Genomic DNA, 17,797 nt, shown 5'->3' on the forward strand with positions numbered 1-17,797 from the left:
CCAATCGGGCGTTTACGGGCAGTTGATCTCCCACCTAACTTCTTTGCTCCTGCCGAATTTTGAGGTGGGAGTTTTACTGCCCGTTAATGCGGGATAAACCCGCTGGATGCACATCGTAATGTACAATTTGCATCGGAGGCTGTGAGTACGACATATACTGTCCTTGCATCATTTGTGCAAAATATGCTTGCTGCTGCATTTGAATCACTTGATTCACAGCATAAATTGTCCCCTGTGCTCCTGCCAAAGTAATAGCCAATCCTACTTGTCTTTCAGGATAACAATAATGATTCACCATTATTCAGCTCACTTTTTATTTTTCTTCCCTATCGTATGTTTCTATTTCATGGCAAGTGTTTTATTACGCTGTCTTGTTTCGAAGCACCGAGAAAAGAGCCACACATAAAATTGCAACAATTCCAGTGAAGGTAAATAAATATGCTAACGGAATTAAGTAAAATGGCTCCACTAAAGTTCCGTCTGGTTTTACTTCCGAACCAATTACATTAAACATAATGATGCATAACACTCCTAAAAATATTGGACTAGAAGCTAATAAATATTTTTTCATAATATATTCTCCTTTGATTTCACAATTAATTTATCTGCATTCCTTTTTACTATTCTCAATACCATCATAATAAGCCCACTAACATTTTAAGTCAACAACTATTTATTGTTTTGCAATAAATAGTTGTTGTTAAACATAATAAAAAAGGCTATAGACAATGATCGTCTATAGCCTTTTCACTCCATTATTTCGTTCTAAAATATTCCTTCTGGAACATGCACATTCTTATCGCATTATGGTAGTTTCCATCAACGAAAAACTCGTCGAGAAGTTCTCCTTCTACCATAAATCCAACCTTTTTATAAACATGTACAGCCTTTTCATTCTCTTTATCAACAACTAAATAGAGTTTATGCATATTTAATACAGAAAAAGCGTAATCCATCGCTAAACGCGTCGCTTCCGCTGCATAACCATGTCCTTGATAATTCGGATCAATAATAATCTGGAATTCAGTTCTTCGATGAATATAATCAATTTCCACTAACTCAACTAATCCAACCATCTCATTATCTTTCTCCAGGATAAAACGGCGTTCACTTTGATCGTGGATATGTTTATCATATAAATCCTGTAGTTCTACAAAAGCCTCATACGGCTCTTCAAACCAATAAGACATAATATGTGCGTTATTATTAAGTTCGTGCACGAACTTTAAATCTTCCCGTTCTAAAGGACGTAACTTTAATTCCTGACTCATTTCTATAACCTCCAAGTAAAATAACCTCTTCACTTAATTTCTCAATTTTTTTCGATTTCAAACGCCCTAATTACATTGTAAACCTTTAAGTAACTTGAAGGTCAAGGTACAAAAAGTAGTGCAAACTTATGTCTGCACTACTCTTTTCTCAAATCTCTCATATTCGATATGTATAAAGCAATAACTAAAACAAGAATGGATCCCGCATATAATAACGTCTCCATCGGTTCCTCATGAGATACAATAATTAATCTAATTAAAGCCGTAATTCCGATATAAATAAAATAACGTAACGGAAAATGATAATTCGATTTGAAATACTTAATAATTAATGCGATAAACTCGAAGTATAAGAAATAGACGATAATACTTTCAACTAATTTATAAGATGTATACTTCTTCGTCGAAAATATGTATTGAATAAAAGTAATCGTTTCATTAATTAAAAAGATAGATAAGACAATGGATAATATGATTAGAGCTATATTTAATATCCATTGCAAGACACTAGCAATAAAATGATCGATGTTAAATGATTTCATTTTCTCTTTAAACTCCCCTTCGTATAAGTACTTGTTCATTATAGCAAACTTACAATTATAGGAGTGTTAAATCATATATGATCGTCCTCTTTCACTATCACCATTAGGATATCTTTGCTTAATATAGTTGCCTCCCCAATCGCAAAGTACTTTTAAAACTTCTTTTAATGATTGTCCCTGTTTCACTCAACTTTCGGTGGTACTTGATTGTATACTTTTCTAGACACAAGCCCATCTTTTTCAAGCTCTTTCAATTGCTCAGTAAGCATTTTTTGCGTAATACCAGTTACCAATCGTTTTAACTCGCCCGTTAATGCGGGATAAAAATCAAACGACTTTATTATCTCTATACAAATAGGGATTAGCAAATAATGTTACTATAACCTCAAAAAAAGAAATCTTATTTTAACTTTCCTATTGATAAGTTAACACGATAATTCCCATACTTTAATAGTCGCCCCAGAAATTTATCCAATTCTTCATTAGAAGCAAAATGTGTTTTTAATAAATAACATCCCTCACCACTTATACGGTCTACTTCAGAAATCCCTTCTTCTTTTTGAAAGAAATTCATAAACTCTTGATGGTTAGCTGTTGTTACAAACAAAGTAACAAATGCAGTCACTACTTGTCCTAATTTGATTCGGTTTATTGCGATTGTATATTGCTCAATAATCCCTAAATCCTCTAACCTTCGAATTCGATTTCCTACAGCCTGCCCCGTCATATGTATTTTCTGACCAAGTTCTTTCCATTGTATTCTTGAGTTTTCTCCTAATAATTTTAGTATCTCAAAATCTGTTTGATCAATGATATAAACCAATCCTTTCACCGTGAAAGTAGAAAGCCAGAAAGTGTTTCGCCAACTTATTCTGCTTATCGATACAATTCACTATACTTAGTTTATCCTCTTACATCACATTACTTATCAGTTATATTCACTTATAACATAGAGGACGCAACAAAAAAATACATCTAGATTTAAAGGAGGTTACAAATATGTTATTACAAGAAATCCTATCGTTCAATGAACAATTTGTAGAAAATAAGGAATACGCTCCTTGTGAAGCGACAAAAATGCCTAAAAAACGTATGGTTGTTGTTTCTTGCATGGATGCTCGTTTAATTGAGCTACTTCCAAAAGCTTTAGATATACACGATGGTGATGCAAAAGTTATCAGAAATGCAGGTGGTAAAATTGCTTCTGCTTTCGATAGTGTTATGCAAAGTGTTGTCGCATCAGTATATGATCTAAATGCAGATGAAATCTTCCTTATCGGACACCAAAGATGTGGTGCGAGCCAAACTAATCCAAAAGGAACACTTCAAAAAATATTAGATCGTGGAGTAGCTTCACCAGAAATTTTATCAGCAATTGAATATGCTGGTGTTGACCTTGAAAAATGGTTATTTGGATTCGATGATGTCAACGGTTCAACTCAAGCTAATGTTGATTTAGTAAGAAATCATCCACTTATTCCAAAAGATGTTCCTGTACATGGTTTAGTTATTGATCCTCACACAGGTAAATTGGATTTAATAGTTGATGGATATAAAGCATTAAATGGTATGAAAAATTAATTATTACTTAAATGAAGGGAAGTTATTAGATATGAATAGACAAGAAGCTACGCAAAAAATTATGGAAGCAAAAATTGCAAAAGGTTTAACATGGGAAGAAATTTCAAAAGTAAGTGAAAACTCTGAGACTTGGGTTGTAACAGCGTTATTAGGACAAGCTACAATGACACGTCCAGAAGCAGAAAAAATCGGTAAACTATTAGAATTAGATGAAGAAGTAGTTCAAGCATTAACAGTAGTTCCACTTAGAGGTCAAGTAATGCAAATGCCTCCTACTGACCCAATCTTATATCGATTATATGAAATGATGTTACAATACGCACCAACTCTTAGAGAATTAATCCTAGAAAAAGCTGGCGAAGGTGTAATGAGTGCAATTAACTTCAATCTAGGTGTGGACACACAAGAAGATCCAAAAGGTGGCGACCCTCGTATCGTGATTACACTTAACGGGAAATTCTTACCGTTCCGTACATGGTAATTAATTAAAAATCTATCTATATAATTAAAGTGATTTTATAAATTTATAAAATCCATCCTTTTTAATCTAGCTGTATAGAAAGGATGGATTTTTACTATGAGATTCTTTTTATACAAGGGAGAATAATATGAATAAAAAATACGTCGATACGAGCTTTAGTATTCTACAGTGGTTTGTGTTTTTATTAGCAAATGCAATTGCATTGCCTATCATTATTGGTGGAATATTCCATTTATCAATAGAAGATATCTCAACATTAATGCAACGAACTTTTTTAGTTGTAGGAGTAAGTTCATTTATACAAGCATGGTTTGGGCATCGCTATCCCATAGCGGATGGGCCAGCCGGTTCATGGGTAAGTATATTTGTCATATTGGGACAAGTCGCTATGCATCAGGGACAAAGTGCAAAGGATGTATTACAACTTTTAGAAGGCGGATTAATTATTGCAGGTATATTACTCTTCGTCCTTGGTATAACAGGGCTTGTTCATCGAATTCTACGTTTATTTACACCCTTGGTTACAGGAACTTTTCTTTTAATATTATCTCTTCAGCTTAGTGGTGTGTTACTAAAAGGAATGATGGGATTACAAGGAGCTGTAACTCATCCTGATTATACAACGGCTGCTATTGCGCTCTTTGTTTTTGTCCTTATTACTTTCTTATCAATTAAAGGGAACGGATGGATGAAAAGTTACGCTGTGTTACTTGGAATTTCATGTGGTTGGCTTTTGTATGCTGTATTAGGAAAATCATCTCATATACCTTCACACACACCGTTAGTTAAGTTACCAGAGCTATTTTCTTGGGGCACACCTAGATTAGATATTGGAATGGCTCTAACTGCAACTTTATTTACATTTCTTTTAGTTGCAAATACAATCGCTGCTATTTCGGCTGTAAAACAAGTGGCTCCGTTATCTAAAGAAAATGAAAAGCAAATACTGAACCGCGGCGTGTGGGCCGGAGGTATATCGCATATTATCTCGTCGTTGTTTTCTACAATTGGAATTGTACCATTACCTGCATCAGCAGGATTTATTCAACTAACAGGACAAAGAAAAGTGAAGTCGTTCCTTATAGCAAGTCTTATATTAGCAGGAATTTCTTTTATTCCTTCAATTGTAAACTTTATATCCTTGCTACCAGGTCCTATTGCTAATGCCGCACTTTTAGCAACATTTGTCCAAGTAATAGGCATTTCATTTCAATCCATTTTACGTGAAGAATTAAATCAACGCCGATTAACTATATTAGGAATTTCATTATTAATCAGTTTGGGAATAATGTTTCTTCCAGAAAGTGCATTTAGCGGAATTCCTTCTTCCTTACAATATGTTTTAAGTAATGGATTACTTGTGGGTACCATGCTTGTCATTCTATTGGAACAGTTTTGGAAAGAGTAAAATTTGTGACTAAGTAAAAAAGCGCCCTGCTTACAGGGCGCCTTTTTATACCTAATGACTAATACTAGCAGTTGGGTATAATGTTGTTCCTCCAATTGAAACTTTTATTTCATTTGTTAATGGAACATTTTGTTCATTAATAATTGTTCTCCACCATTCCCATGCAAGACCAGTACATTCTCTAGCTACGATTTTTATATTTTTTGAATTTGGTGGAAAAGGGATAACTGTAGAGTAATGAGCTGTTTTGTCTCTGCCGCTACCATCCCATGTTTTATGTGTTAGTACTTCTTTCCCATTTTGATCAAATGTGAATTCATCCCAAGATACATCAAATTGAGCAACATAAGCACCGTAATGATCAAGTGTCATTTTAGCACTTGAATATTCTGTAGTTGTCGTCTCAATATAATCTGTATTGTTATGAACAGCAGCAGTTGCATTATCTTTTAAGAAAGTGCTTGTATATGAAATTGGATATGCTGGATTTTTAAGACTTAATTCAGCATTATCTTTAATGATATTTCGGATTTCATTGAAATCTTTAGTAACAACCTTGTTATGCTCTTTCGCATCTCCGCCTAATACTACAGCAGTAAAAGTACTTTCTTCAAAAATATCTTTGTACTGTCCACTCGTTTCGACGCTGTTATTCTTAAGTAAGGCTTTAAAAGCAGCTTGTACATCTTTGCTCTTAGATGTTGTTTCTAATTTTACATAAACAGTTCTACCATAAGCTACATTTGAGACCATAACAGGTGGAGCCGAATTACTTACACCTTTACGAGTTAACTCACCAAAAGTAACACTATTATCAAAAAGATCGGATGGATTGTTAGGTAGTTCAGCACTTACGGTATAAAATATTTGCTTATATGCCGCTACCATCACTTTCTTCTCTCCATTTGCAACCGCATTAAAATCGATGTTTAGACTGTTATCGAGATATTTAGCGTTAACGTTAAGGGCACTTGCGATTTGTGATTTACTATAAACCATAGATTCTGTATACTGCATTCTTGCAGGTAACGTATGTGTTTTAGAATACTTTTCATTCCAAGTAGATACTAAATCATCTACTGCTCCAGCCACATTACCATATGTCGGATTCTGGACAGTAATTGTATTTTCTTTTCTCATGCCAGGTAAGTCTATACTAATATTCAAAGGCTTTCTCTTAGCCACTAATAAACTCGGTTGATTGTCTGCAAAAGCTTTATTTGCAAGTTGTACCGCTCCTGGATACGTACGATTCACCACAGAATCAATAATCGAAATATCGACTGGTGAAGTTGTAAGTGATTTTTTCTCGCGTTCCACTACTACAAATTTACCATTTGAATTGATACTTTCTTTCGGAACAAAACTCTCTACCTTATCACCATTTACAGCTAAAACCTCTTGATTATTATATTTAAGATTTGCTATACCAGTATCAATGCCACTAGCATTTTTGGTTACATCAGTTGCATTACCTACTTGTGTTTCTGCGAAGGAAATAGATGAATAATTAATAGTGCATAGACTAACTAATAAACATGTAAGGAACTTTCTTCTTTTAGTGTTTTTCTTAATATTCAGAAAAATCACCCCGTTCTTTTTTTAGTAAGATATGATAATGATTGATAAATGATAGCTAACTAATAAACCTACATAAATGCTTTCAAAAGTTCTTGAATTAACGGGATTACGCCACCTACAAATTTCAAAACTGCCATTGCGATTTCCATATTATTTCCTCCTTTTTTATTGCTACGAAAATGTGATTTATCTTTATGCCCTCATTATAGTGACCCCTTACACTTTTATCAATACACTCTTATATGCAATATTACATACAAAAAAAACAAGCTGAATTCTTATAAAAAGTTATACAGAGATAAATTTTTTGTTTGGTAAATACTTGAAAACACAAAGCGTTCCTTTGCATTTCATGAGTAATTTACAAGTTTATTGTTGGAAGCATCGCAGGACCGGAAGTAATGAAATACATGCAGGACTGTTACGAGCAGCCAGAAATATTAAGAGTTATCATGGGCAACCGCATAAAAAAAGCTGCTGCCTATAAAATACAGACAGCAACTTCAACTAGAGTAGCTGGCATGATTTACGCAAGCTACAGTATTTTTTTGACATACTCATTTTTACACTTTGTAACTAATAAACAGCGATTGGCCCATAAGGACCATTGATAATTTCTATTTTTGTTTCAAAAATATCTGTCAAAATTGTTGGGTCCATAACCTCTTCTACTGTTCCAAAAGCAGCAATTTGTCCATCTTTCATAGCACAAATTTTATCAGAGTATTTAGCTGCAAAATTTATGTCATGCATAACAGTCAAAATTGTTCTTCCAAATTCATTAGCCGCGCGTCTTAAATGCTCCATCATTTGAACAGAACGAGCAACATCAAGGTTGTTCAGAGGCTCATCCAAAAGTACATACTCAGTCTCTTGGCACAATACCATCGCTACATATGCCCTTTGTCTTTGACCACCAGAAAGCTCATCTAAATATCTATTCTCTAAACTAGTTAAATCTAGGAAATCAATATATTTAGAAATGATAACTTCATCTTCTTTAGTTAATCTTCCCTTTGAATAAGGAAAGCGCCCAAATCCAACTAGTTGTCTAATCGTAAGCCTCGTTACAAAATGATTTTCTTGTCGCAATATAGTCAAAATTTTCGCTAAGTCTTTTGATTTGGATTCAGAAACATCCATATTCGCTACCTGAATTTGACCTTCATCCATATCTAAAAGTCTTCCAATCATCAAAAGTGTCGTAGACTTTCCAGCGCCATTTGGTCCAATTAAAGAAGTAAAGCCCGCTTTTGGTATTTCAATATCCAAAGGTCCTATTTTTACCTTATCAGTATAGAACTTTTTAACATTATCAATTTTTATCATAAAGCCCTCTTCCTTAAAACTATAGTTAAGAATACTATTCCACCAAATAATTCAATAATAACTGAAACTACACCTTGAGCATGGAATACATGATACATTAAAAAGTATGCACTCGTCATTATCAAAAATCCTATAGCAAAAGCCATTGGGAAAATATATCTATGATCATAAGTTGACGCCGCTTGATAACTCAAAGTTGCCACTAAAAATCCGTAGAAAGTAAGTGGTCCAATTAGAGCTGTTGAAATGGACATCAAAATAGCAACTAATACAAGCGTATAAATTACACTAGGTTGATATTTAACTCCAAAAGAAGTAGCAACATCCTTTCCTAGTGACAAAACATTCAAATTCTTAGAATGAGCAAAAATTAATACTGCTACAATTATGATCATAGGAATTACAATAGGAAAATATGCAGGATCTGCATGATTAACAGAACCAAATAATTTCGCTTGTAAAATATCAAACTCTGAAGGCGCAAGTAGCTTTCTCATAAAAGTTGACACAGAATTTAGTCCGGTACCAATAATAATTCCAACTAAAAGCATAAGTTGTAAATTCCCGTATTTACCGGAAAGTAACCATCCATAAAGTATCAAACTCATGAAGACCATAACAACAACTTGGAATACAAACGATCCAATTCCATTAAAGTTTATTAATGCACTAGCACCAAAGAAGAATATTGTACTCGTATGAATTGCTGAATAAAGTGATTCGAAACCTAAAAGCGAAGGAGTAATAATCTTATTGTTCGTAATAGATTGGAAAGCAACTGTCGACAAGCTATGGCAAACTGCAGCAATAATCATCGCAACAATGGCTATTATCCTTCTCTTAACAACTGGGATAAAAGAAGGTGAATCTATCGGAACTGGATTGTTATAAACTAAAAGTCCATATGAAGAAAGGAGACCTAAAGCGATCAATGTTATCAGTACAATCCAATAACGTCTTGCTTCCTTCTTAGAACGAAAAGCGCTAGCTGATCTACTTTCATTATGAAGGCTAGAATCGATTTCGACATTTTCTTTATTTCTATAGTCTAATGTGATCATCGCAGCCTCCTTGGTTTTCTTTTTCTCAATAAAATAGTAATGAATACGACTGCTCCCACTGTTGCAAGTATTAAAGAAACAGGTACTTCAAAAGGCTTTATAATTGTTCGAGAAATGATGTCACAGGCAGTTATTGTCCCCATTCCGATCACACATACCCAAGGTAAATTACTCCTAAGATCATCTCCCCTAAACATTGAAACAATGTTTGGAACAATTAATCCCAAGAAAGGTAAGTTTCCAATAACAGCTGCAACAATTCCAACTGCAACAGAGATAAGGCCAGTCCCAAAAAGAACAATTCTATTGTAATTAACTCCAAGGCTTGTTGCGACATCTTCTCCTAGTCCAGCTAGAGTCAATCTATTAGCATACATAAAAATAAGCACAGTAACGATAACAATCAGCCATAAATATTCATATCTTCCCACCTGAACGGTAGCAAATGAACCTACGAACCAAGTTTCAATACTTTGCGTCATTTGAAAAAGGAGTCCCAAAAAAGTAGACACTGCAGAAATAACTGCTCCAAGCATCAATCCAATAATCGGAACAATTAAAGACGAACGAAGTTTAACTCTTCTTAAAAATAGAAAGAAAATCATAGTTCCTATAAAAGAAAAAATGATTGCACCAGTCATTCTTTGAACTAACGTCGGGGCAGGAAATAATAAATATACAAAAAGCAGGCCTAAGCCTGACCATTCAATAGTCCCCGTTGTAGTAGGTTCAACAAAACGATTCTGTGTAATTAATTGCATTACGAGCCCTGCCATCGCCATTGCAGCTCCAGTAAGCATTAATGCAACTGTTCTCGGAACACGAGTGATGAAAAACATCTCCATTCCGTCCTCTTGTCCACGTATATCATAAACTCCAGTAAACAGTGATATAATCCCTAAAATTATAACAATCATAATCGCTATTATAAAAGGTTTTGTCCATATTTTATTGTGATTATAAAACTGGGGTTGAGAAATATTCTCAACCCTAGAAATCATATTTTTTGACACTGCTTCGTACTCCTTTACACTACTTAGCTAAAGTTTTTGCGATATTTCCAAATAACTCTATATAAGTCTGAATTGATTCATTTGTGTAAGTATCTGCTGGTGCATAAACAACTTGTTTTTTAGAAACAGCAGTTGTGTTTTGAAGAGCTGGTGATTTAGAAATAACATCTTGAGCAGGAGCTGAAGTAGCAGCATCAGATGTTGCAGCATCACGATCTAATACGAAAAGCCAATCAGGATTTGTTTGTGCAATAGCTTCAACAGAAACGTCATCACCTTTATGACCTGCAGTAGAATTAGCAACTTCTAGTGCTGGAGTCCAACCGAAAATTTCATACATCGGTCCCCAAACGCGACCAGAATGTGGAGCAGCAAAACCAATATTTCCACCAGTAACAATAACACTCATAACTTTATCTTTTCCATTATAAGCAGATTTTACTTTTTCAATAGATTTATCAAAATCAGCTACTACTTGTTTAGCTTCTTTATCTTTATCAAAGATTTTCCCTAAAGTAATTGTAGAATCTTTAAGTCCTTTTACTAAGTTTTCGCCAGGCTTAGTAGCTTTTTCAGAAACATCAACATTAAGATCAATAACAGCTGCATTTGGCACTAATTTTTTGATTTCTTCGTAATGGCCAGCAAATCTTTGACCAACGATTACAAGTTCAGGGTTTGCCGCTGCAATAATTTCAAGATTTGGTTCGCGGTGATTCCCAATATTTTTAACTGAATCATCTTTTACATATGCTGAATCTGCAGGCATTACATCCTTTGGAGCAGCCGCTAATTTAATTCCCCAATCAGCTAAAGTTTCAAAAGTTCTATTATCTAAAGCAACTACATTCTTTGGATTTACAGGGACTTTAACAGTTCCATGTGCATCAGTGATTTCAACTGTTTTTGGCTTATCACTACTATCACCTTTATTAGCTTTCGAAGTTTCCTTACTTGAATCTGAGCAAGCCACTAACATTAAAGTGAAAATTGCTAAAATACTTACTAATTTTAAAAGCATAGTTTTTTTCATACGTATACTCCTTATAATGTAATTTAGTTCGAAAATGATAACGTCCATAGATTAAATTAGATAGTAACCTTTATGCATCTAAATTGCTATTGATAATCATTTTCATTTGAACATCCTGTTAATAAGTATAGTCATTAATTATGTGAAAATCTTGTGAATGGTGTGAGTTAATACAATTAAACATACATTAGATACAGTCTCATCTAATGCGCACTAGAGTCATCCCCCCACACGTACTAATCAATAGATTGGGCACCTTATAAACCATGATTTCTACTGCAAAAAAAATGCCCATGAATAGCTAATTTTTCATAATCCATTGCCTGGTAGCAATCTTCTTTTTATAGTTTCCGTCTTTTAATATTTCACAGAAACTATTTGATTATCAGGTTTAATAGAAAAAACGAGTAAAACTGTATGAAATAGTTTTACTCGTTTTTTCTATTATGACAAACTGTACTTTACCTATTATCTTATTTTATCATTCAATCATTGAATAGCCCCTGCCATGTATCGTTTGAATATATCTATCTCTCTTCTCGCACTTTAACTTTTTTCTTACATACCCAATATATAAATCCACTACATTGGGATTGACTACTACGTTATATCCCCAAACCTGGTTCAAAAGCATTTCACGGCTCAATATTGTATTTTTATTCTTGATTAAAAATACAAGTAAATCGTACTCGCGCTTAGTAAGCGTGAGATTTTTACCACCTTTTTTTACAATATTGCTAGATGCATCAACAAAGAGATCTTTAAACTGAAAAAAGTTTGTCTCATTTTGCTGGATACAGTCACTTCTCCTTAAAATAGCTTGAACCCTCGCTACTAATTCTTCTTTCACAAATGGTTTTCTAATATAATCATCTGCTCCTGCTTGTAGCCCTGCTATACAATCCTTGCTAGAAATATTGTCGGTCACAATAATTATCGGTGTCGTTTTAACAAGTCGTATTTGTCTACAAATTTCTGGTCCCGATATACTTAATGAATCCCAATCCAATATGATAATATCCCAATCTTGTTCATATACTATATTTAAACCTTGGTTTTCATTGTGAAGTTTTAAAATGAAATAGCCCTCTTGCGTTAGACCGCTTACGATTTTCTTTGCAAAAGACCGTTCATTCTTAATTACTAACACCTGCTTCACCGATGGTTCACCTCTACTTCAATATAACTTAGTTGGATAAAAAGTTATCCCAAAAAAATAATTTAAGATCTATAAATATTAAATCCCTAAAAAAGCCGTTATAACAGCTTATTAGGAGAACTATATATAATCTTACAATAGATATGGATGAAAACACAAAATATATGAAGATTTAAATACATATTATTTAATCATTAAGAGCAACTATATTATCTAGTTGCTTATTATCAATAACTATTCATTCAGTTTCTGTTTCAAGGGTACCGTCCTCAACTTAAGCATTTTATAAAACCACAAAACAAAAAGAACCATCCCCCCGCCACTCTGGCAAAGTTATGGTTCATATCATACAAAATAAAAAACCACCAAACAGTTATGTATTGGTGGAGACGGTGGGAGTCGAACCCACGTCCAAAAATATCGGCACTTAAGCTTCTACGAGTGTAGTCGATATATTAGCATTTCGCGAACTCTTCGGCCTATCGACAGGCTTCCAAGTTGCTAGTCTGATTGTTCTCTTCCTTCGCCCTCAGACGGCGAACTCCGGCGTAGTCCACTTAGTTTGAGTCCCTTACCCTACCACATGGACGATGGAGGGAGGAACCTTTAGTGCAATTAAGCAGCTAAAGAAAGATTGTTTTGTTTGCCAATTATAGGCTTTGACGTTTTAACGAGGCCGATCCCCTCGACTCGCAACCTAAGCTCGAACTATCCCTGTCGAATCCGTAACGTCCCCATGATAAAAATGGAGCATACGAAGAAATATCGTGATAGCTACTAAGAGCTGTTTTTCAATGTGCAACAATCTTACATAAGTTATTATATCATACGCGCGCCGTTTTACAAATGTAAATATCTGTATTACATCTTTTGACGATCACGGAACACGCGTGCAATTTCACGTTTAGCTTCTTTCTCTTTTAAATCGTGACGCTTATCATATTGCTTCTTACCTTTTGCTAAACCAAGTGCCATTTTCGCAAATCCATTTTTCAAATAGATTCTAACTGGAACTAATGCATATCCTGTTTCTTTTGCGTAACCTGCTAGCTTATCAATTTCTTTTTTATGAAGAAGTAACTTCCTTGTACGTAGCGGATCGTGATTGAAACGATTCCCTTGTTCATATGTATTAATATGCATATTATGAACCCATACTTCACCGTTATGTATACGTGCAAACGCATCTTTCAAGTTCACGCGTCCAGCGCGAATCGACTTAATTTCCGTTCCTTGAAGGACAAGCCCTACTTCGTATGTTTCTTCGATGAAATAATCATGAAATGCTTTTTTATTTTGCGCAATAACCTTACCTGTACCCTTTGGCATATAACGTCCCTCCTCTATTTTTACCATTGTAACAAATGTAAACAAAAAGCGAAAGTGGCTCGCTCAGAATGTGAGGTGGATGGAGCTTCTGACCTTGAGGCGCTCTTTGCCTCCTGGGAAGAAGCGAAGCCACCAAACATTCTAGCCACTGTAGCTGGATTCCACAAAAAGCGAAAGTGGCTCGCTCAGAATGTAAGGCGAAGCCACTCTTTTCTTACTTGCGCTTTTTCTTTTTCTTCTTGAATCCTGGTACATTTTCAAAGAATCCTTTTTTCTTCTTACCATTACCATTACTATTACCATCTTTTTTCCCTGGCTGACTAGCGGATGTGGATGCAGATGCAGATGCTTTTCCTTTTCCTTGTCCACCACGATCAAACTTTCTTCCTGTGCCGCGTTCACCACCGCGCTCATTACTACGTTCGCTACGTCCACCGCGTTTCTTTCTGCCTGTTCTTGGCTGTTCAATCACAACTGGACGATCTTTGAACTTACGACGAGGTGTGCCTTTCATGCCAACGATTTCAAAGTCGATTGCGCGCTCGTCTTTATTTACGTTAATAACACGAATTGTAATTTCGTCACCGATGCGGAATACGTTACCTGTACGTTCTCCGATCATCGCAAAATGTTTTTCGTCATAACGGTAGTAATCATCTGTTAAATAGCTAACGTGTACAAGACCTTCAATTGTATTTGGAAGCTCTACGAATAAACCGAAGTTTGTTACAGAGCTAATCATACCGTCATACTCTTCACCGATCTTATCGACCATATACTCTGCTTTTTTCATTTCGTCTGTTTCACGCTCTGCTTCAACAGCGCGGCGTTCCATATTAGAAGAGTGCTCTGCAATCTCAGGTAAGTTTTCACGCCATTTCGCTTGCGTTTCGTTGTCTACTTTACCATTAATGATGTATTCACGAATCAATCTATGAACAATCGTATCTGGGTAACGACGAATTGGCGATGTGAAATGCGTGTAGAACTCAGTTGATAAACCAAAATGTCCTAAGCTGTTCGAGTCGTAACGTGCTTGCTTCATAGAACGAAGCATAACTGTTGAAATGACTATTTCTTCCGGCTGACCTTGAACCATTTCAAGAATTTGCTGCAATGCACGAGGGTGTATTTCATTCGCACGTCCCTTTACTGCATATCCGAAGTTTGTTACAAACTCGAAGAAACGCTCAAGCTTATCTTCTTTCGGATCTTCATGGACACGGTACATAAACGGTACGTTCATCCAGTGGAAATGCTCCGCTACTGTTTCGTTCGCAACAAGCATAAACTCTTCAATTAACTTCTCTGATACAGAACGATCACGCATTACAACATCAGTCGGTTTTCCTTCTTCATCTACTAGTACTTTCGCTTCTTTAAAGTCAAAGTCAATCGCACCACGGCGCATACGTTTTTCACGTAAAATTTGTGCTAACTGCCCCATTTCTTTAAACATTGGTACTAGCGGCTCGTAACGTTCAATTAGTGCTTCGTCTTCATCTTCTAAAATGCTTCTTACGTCAGCATACGTCATACGCTCTGTCGTTTTAATTACACTTTGGAAAATCTCGTGTTTTACAACATCACCTAGATTGTTGATTTCCATTTCACAAGATAGTGTCAGACGGTCTACTTTCGGATTTAATGAACAAATACCGTTTGATAAACGATGCGGAATCATCGGAATTACACGGTCTACAAGATATACACTCGTCGCTCTCTCTGCTGCTTCAACATCAATTGGAGAACCTTCTTGAACGTAATGACTTACATCCGCAATATGAACACCAAGCTTATAGTTACCGTTCTCAAGCTTCGTTACTGTAACAGCGTCATCTAAGTCTTTCGCATCCGCACCATCAATTGTAACAATCATTTGATCACGTAAATCACGACGATCTTTTATATCTTCTTCTGAAATCGTTTCTGGTACACTGTTTGCATGCTCCATCACTTCTTCAGGGAATGCTAAAGGTAAATGATGTTTATGAATGACAGATAAAATATCTACTCCTGGGTCATTTTTATGACCTAGAATTTGAATAACTTCACCTTCTGCGCTTAAACGGTTCTCTGGGTAGCCCGTAATTTTCACAACTACTTTATGGCCTTCTACAGCGCCCATAGATGCACTTTTCAAGATAAAAATGTCACTTGTCCAGCGTTTATTATCAGGTATAACAAATCCAAAGTTCTTTGACTCTGTATATGTACCAACTAGTTCCTTCGTTCCACGCTCTAAAATACGAACAATCGCGCCTTCTTGGCGTGATCCACTTGATTGTGCGCTAACACGTGCTAATACTGTATCACCATGAAGTGCACCATTTAATTCTGTCGGCGGGATGAAAAGATCATCATCTCCTGTTTTCTTCTCTTCTGGAACGACGAACGCAAAACCACGTGCGTGCCCAATTAATTTACCGCGTACTAAATTCATTTTTTCTGGAAGACCGTAGCGGTTACTACGTGTGCGGATAACAAGCCCCTTCTCTTCCATCATTACAAGTGCCTTTACGAAATCTTTAAAGCCCTCAGAGCCTTCGATTCCAAATGCCGATTCTAATTCTTGTATCGTTAACGGTTTATACGCTTCTTCCCTCATAAATAATAACAACTTATCAATATGTTCTTGCATGATTTCTTCCAAGCAGAAATACCTCCTTTAAACCCTTATATTATTTAGTGTATCCGAAAGATGGGGGATGTATAAAGTGAAACTTTAATCATCTCCCAATGATTTTTTACAGCTTTCATAAAGTGTAACTTTAACCAGTGGTTTTTTGTCCGTCCCCACTGATTATTAGCCCACAAATAGCGGGATAAAAATTCCCTTATGAAAAAAAGAGGCAACTAGACCTTACCAATCTAGTTGCTCCAAGAAGTTATATACATCCTCATGTAGCACATCACGTTCTTTATCAAGTGTAATGACATGCGTAGAGTCTTCATACCATTTAATGTCTTTTAACGTAGATTCTACACCGTTATAAATAATGTTAGCACTATCTGTATTAATCATCTCATCATGACGTGCTTGTACAACGAATGTTGGAGCATAAATCATATCAACATTATTGCGTACGTCACGAATCAACTCCTGTAATGCTTTTAATGTATTCATTGGTGTCTGTTTAAATTCAAACATTTCCTGCTCAATTCGTTCTGGTGATTTTTGCTCACGCTTTTTATATTCGCGGGCATATGCCAATATACCTTGGTACATAATTTCTTCACTTTTAATGTACATCGGTGCACACATTGGTACAACACCTAAAATCGGTAATGTATAAGCAAGTTTTAATGAGAATACTCCGCCTAATGATAATCCAACCGCAGCTATTTTCTCGTAACCTTGATCTTTTAAATGCTGGTAGGCATTCATTACATCTTTCCACCAGTCTTCAGGGCCTGTATGAACAAGCTCTTCTGGTGGTACACCGTGTCCTTTATAAATTGGCGCATGACAAGTATAGCCTTTCTTCTCTAAGAAACGCCCTAGCATGCGTACGTCAGCTGAGTTCCCTGTGAATCCATGTAATAATAAAACAGCGCGGTCTCCACCTTCAAATGTAAATGGTTTCGGAGATGCTAATTTCATCATGTACTTCTCCTCTTTCTCTTCTGTAATCTAGTCGTATTCTTTCTATTCTTAGTGTACCATATTTATAATTCTATAATCTAATTAGAAACTTTTTTTGAATAACAAATCAAAAAAAGAAGAACCATTAGCATAATCCGCTAACGCTTCTTCTTTTAATTTTATAAATTTAAGTACGTAACACCAATTGTTAGTACGAAGAATAGTACAGCTAAGACAACTGTAACACGGTTTAATACCGCTTCAATTCCACGTGCTTTTTGCTTACCAAACAATTGCTCTGCACCACCTGAAATAGCGCCTGAAAGGCCTGAGCTATTACTAGACTGCATAAGTACCATAACAATCATTAAAATCGATACAATAATAAGTAAAACTGATAATAACGTATGCACTTGGCGTACC

18 protein-coding genes, 1 other RNA gene and 1 pseudogene are annotated in these 17,797 nt (G+C 35.5%); 3 read left to right on the plus strand and 17 right to left on the minus strand.

Annotated elements, in window-relative coordinates:
• Positions 1 to 73: 73 nt before the first annotated feature.
• From NSQ08_RS24140 to NSQ08_RS24165, 6 genes and pseudogenes are all read right to left on the minus strand, one after another.
• A complete protein-coding gene (locus tag NSQ08_RS24140; RefSeq protein WP_012261967.1) occupies positions 74 to 298 on the minus strand; it encodes a DUF3947 family protein in 225 nt (74 codons plus the stop codon).
• 63 nt (positions 299 to 361) lie between these two features.
• Positions 362 to 571, minus strand: coding sequence for a DUF3955 domain-containing protein (locus tag NSQ08_RS24145; RefSeq protein ID WP_002034702.1), 210 nt, complete (start codon positions 569 to 571; stop codon positions 362 to 364).
• A gap of 184 nt (positions 572 to 755) precedes the next feature.
• Entirely contained in the window at positions 756 to 1,271 is a 516-nt protein-coding gene (gene speG, locus NSQ08_RS24150) for a spermidine N1-acetyltransferase (protein ID WP_002034701.1), read from the minus strand.
• Positions 1,272 to 1,408: 137 nt separating this feature from the next.
• Entirely contained in the window at positions 1,409 to 1,813 is a 405-nt protein-coding gene (gene psiE / locus NSQ08_RS24155; protein WP_002089513.1) for a phosphate-starvation-inducible protein PsiE, read from the minus strand.
• A gap of 71 nt (positions 1,814 to 1,884) precedes the next feature.
• Positions 1,885 to 2,181: pseudogene (locus tag NSQ08_RS24160) on the minus strand (winged helix-turn-helix transcriptional regulator).
• A gap of 32 nt (positions 2,182 to 2,213) precedes the next feature.
• A complete protein-coding gene (locus NSQ08_RS24165) occupies positions 2,214 to 2,645 on the minus strand; it encodes an Lrp/AsnC family transcriptional regulator (RefSeq protein ID WP_002034699.1) in 432 nt (143 codons plus the stop codon).
• A 167-nt stretch (positions 2,646 to 2,812) separates the two neighbouring features.
• Here NSQ08_RS24165 and NSQ08_RS24170 point away from each other — a divergent pair, with 167 nt between their 5' ends.
• The 3 genes from NSQ08_RS24170 (at position 2,813) to NSQ08_RS24180 (ending at position 5,283) form a co-directional block, all read left to right on the plus strand.
• Positions 2,813 to 3,394, plus strand: a complete 582-nt coding sequence (locus NSQ08_RS24170) for a beta-class carbonic anhydrase (RefSeq protein ID WP_002034698.1) — start codon at positions 2,813 to 2,815, stop codon at positions 3,392 to 3,394.
• Between the two features lie 31 nt (positions 3,395 to 3,425).
• On the plus strand, positions 3,426 to 3,875 hold the full coding sequence (gene cynS / locus NSQ08_RS24175; RefSeq protein ID WP_001081567.1) for a cyanase: 450 nt from the start codon (positions 3,426 to 3,428) through the stop codon (positions 3,873 to 3,875).
• Between the two features lie 127 nt (positions 3,876 to 4,002).
• On the plus strand, positions 4,003 to 5,283 hold the full coding sequence (locus tag NSQ08_RS24180) for a purine/pyrimidine permease (protein WP_002143711.1): 1,281 nt from the start codon (positions 4,003 to 4,005) through the stop codon (positions 5,281 to 5,283).
• A gap of 51 nt (positions 5,284 to 5,334) precedes the next feature.
• Here NSQ08_RS24180 and alo read toward each other — a convergent pair whose 3' ends face one another.
• The 11 genes from alo to secG form a co-directional block, all read right to left on the minus strand.
• Positions 5,335 to 6,873 carry an anthrolysin O/cereolysin O family cholesterol-dependent cytolysin Alo gene (alo, locus tag NSQ08_RS24185; protein WP_012261970.1) on the minus strand — a complete coding sequence of 513 codons (1,539 nt, stop codon included), beginning with the start codon at positions 6,871 to 6,873 and terminating at the stop codon, positions 5,335 to 5,337.
• A gap of 567 nt (positions 6,874 to 7,440) precedes the next feature.
• Positions 7,441 to 8,193 carry an iron ABC transporter ATP-binding protein gene (locus NSQ08_RS24190; protein WP_000590055.1) on the minus strand — a complete coding sequence of 251 codons (753 nt, stop codon included), beginning with the start codon at positions 8,191 to 8,193 and terminating at the stop codon, positions 7,441 to 7,443.
• Positions 8,190 to 9,254 carry an iron chelate uptake ABC transporter family permease subunit gene (locus tag NSQ08_RS24195; protein ID WP_002143713.1) on the minus strand — a complete coding sequence of 355 codons (1,065 nt, stop codon included), beginning with the start codon at positions 9,252 to 9,254 and terminating at the stop codon, positions 8,190 to 8,192. Before NSQ08_RS24195 ends, NSQ08_RS24190 begins: the two co-directional genes overlap by 4 nt.
• Positions 9,251 to 10,267 (minus strand): ABC transporter permease, encoded by a 1,017-nt coding sequence (locus tag NSQ08_RS24200; protein ID WP_033709570.1) that lies wholly within the window; start codon positions 10,265 to 10,267, stop codon positions 9,251 to 9,253. The genes NSQ08_RS24195 and NSQ08_RS24200 overlap by 4 nt, the downstream gene beginning before the upstream one ends.
• Before the next feature lie 19 nt (positions 10,268 to 10,286).
• Positions 10,287 to 11,300, minus strand: a complete 1,014-nt coding sequence (locus NSQ08_RS24205; protein WP_002143715.1) for a siderophore ABC transporter substrate-binding protein — start codon at positions 11,298 to 11,300, stop codon at positions 10,287 to 10,289.
• Between the two features lie 481 nt (positions 11,301 to 11,781).
• The gene (locus NSQ08_RS24210) at positions 11,782 to 12,459 is read right to left on the minus strand and encodes a response regulator transcription factor (protein ID WP_002034688.1); all 678 of its coding nucleotides are present in this window, start codon (positions 12,457 to 12,459) and stop codon (positions 11,782 to 11,784) included.
• 381 nt (positions 12,460 to 12,840) lie between these two features.
• Positions 12,841 to 13,195: a transfer-messenger RNA gene (ssrA, locus tag NSQ08_RS24215) on the minus strand.
• 125 nt (positions 13,196 to 13,320) lie between these two features.
• Positions 13,321 to 13,788, minus strand: coding sequence for an SsrA-binding protein (smpB, locus tag NSQ08_RS24220; protein ID WP_002034685.1), 468 nt, complete (start codon positions 13,786 to 13,788; stop codon positions 13,321 to 13,323).
• A gap of 214 nt (positions 13,789 to 14,002) precedes the next feature.
• Positions 14,003 to 16,429, minus strand: coding sequence for a ribonuclease R (gene rnr, locus NSQ08_RS24225; RefSeq protein WP_372488531.1), 2,427 nt, complete (start codon positions 16,427 to 16,429; stop codon positions 14,003 to 14,005).
• A gap of 222 nt (positions 16,430 to 16,651) precedes the next feature.
• On the minus strand, positions 16,652 to 17,392 hold the full coding sequence (locus tag NSQ08_RS24230) for an alpha/beta hydrolase (protein WP_162836430.1): 741 nt from the start codon (positions 17,390 to 17,392) through the stop codon (positions 16,652 to 16,654).
• Between the two features lie 161 nt (positions 17,393 to 17,553).
• Positions 17,554 to 17,787: a preprotein translocase subunit SecG gene (secG, locus tag NSQ08_RS24235; RefSeq protein WP_002016062.1), complete on the minus strand. Its 234-nt coding sequence runs from the start codon at positions 17,785 to 17,787 to the stop codon at positions 17,554 to 17,556.
• Between the last annotated feature and the right edge of the window lie 10 nt (positions 17,788 to 17,797).

This window comes from Bacillus sp. FSL E2-8887 (assembly GCF_038007205.1).
GTDB classification, from domain to species: domain Bacteria; phylum Bacillota; class Bacilli; order Bacillales; family Bacillaceae_G; genus Bacillus_A; species Bacillus_A mycoides.

Excerpts from the sequence above, each read along its gene's own strand:
- psiE (WP_002089513.1), bottom strand. The coding sequence starts at position 1,813 with ATGAAATCATTTAACATCGATCATTTTATTGCTAGTGTCTTGCAATGG.
- NSQ08_RS24205 (WP_002143715.1), bottom strand. The coding sequence starts at position 11,300 with ATGAAAAAAACTATGCTTTTAAAATTAGTAAGTATTTTAGCAATTTTC.
- NSQ08_RS24195 (WP_002143713.1), bottom strand. The coding sequence starts at position 9,254 with ATGATCACATTAGACTATAGAAATAAAGAAAATGTCGAAATCGATTCT.
- NSQ08_RS24190 (WP_000590055.1), bottom strand. The coding sequence starts at position 8,193 with ATGATAAAAATTGATAATGTTAAAAAGTTCTATACTGATAAGGTAAAA.
- speG (WP_002034701.1), bottom strand. The coding sequence starts at position 1,271 with ATGAGTCAGGAATTAAAGTTACGTCCTTTAGAACGGGAAGATTTAAAG.
- smpB (WP_002034685.1), bottom strand. The coding sequence starts at position 13,788 with ATGCCAAAGGGTACAGGTAAGGTTATTGCGCAAAATAAAAAAGCATTT.
- rnr (WP_372488531.1), bottom strand. The coding sequence starts at position 16,429 with ATGCAAGAACATATTGATAAGTTGTTATTATTTATGAGGGAAGAAGCG.
- NSQ08_RS24230 (WP_162836430.1), bottom strand. The coding sequence starts at position 17,392 with ATGAAATTAGCATCTCCGAAACCATTTACATTTGAAGGTGGAGACCGC.
- NSQ08_RS24180 (WP_002143711.1), top strand. The coding sequence starts at position 4,003 with ATGAATAAAAAATACGTCGATACGAGCTTTAGTATTCTACAGTGGTTT.
- NSQ08_RS24140 (WP_012261967.1), bottom strand. The coding sequence starts at position 298 with ATGGTGAATCATTATTGTTATCCTGAAAGACAAGTAGGATTGGCTATT.
- NSQ08_RS24145 (WP_002034702.1), bottom strand. The coding sequence starts at position 571 with ATGAAAAAATATTTATTAGCTTCTAGTCCAATATTTTTAGGAGTGTTA.
- cynS (WP_001081567.1), top strand. The coding sequence starts at position 3,426 with ATGAATAGACAAGAAGCTACGCAAAAAATTATGGAAGCAAAAATTGCA.
- NSQ08_RS24170 (WP_002034698.1), top strand. The coding sequence starts at position 2,813 with ATGTTATTACAAGAAATCCTATCGTTCAATGAACAATTTGTAGAAAAT.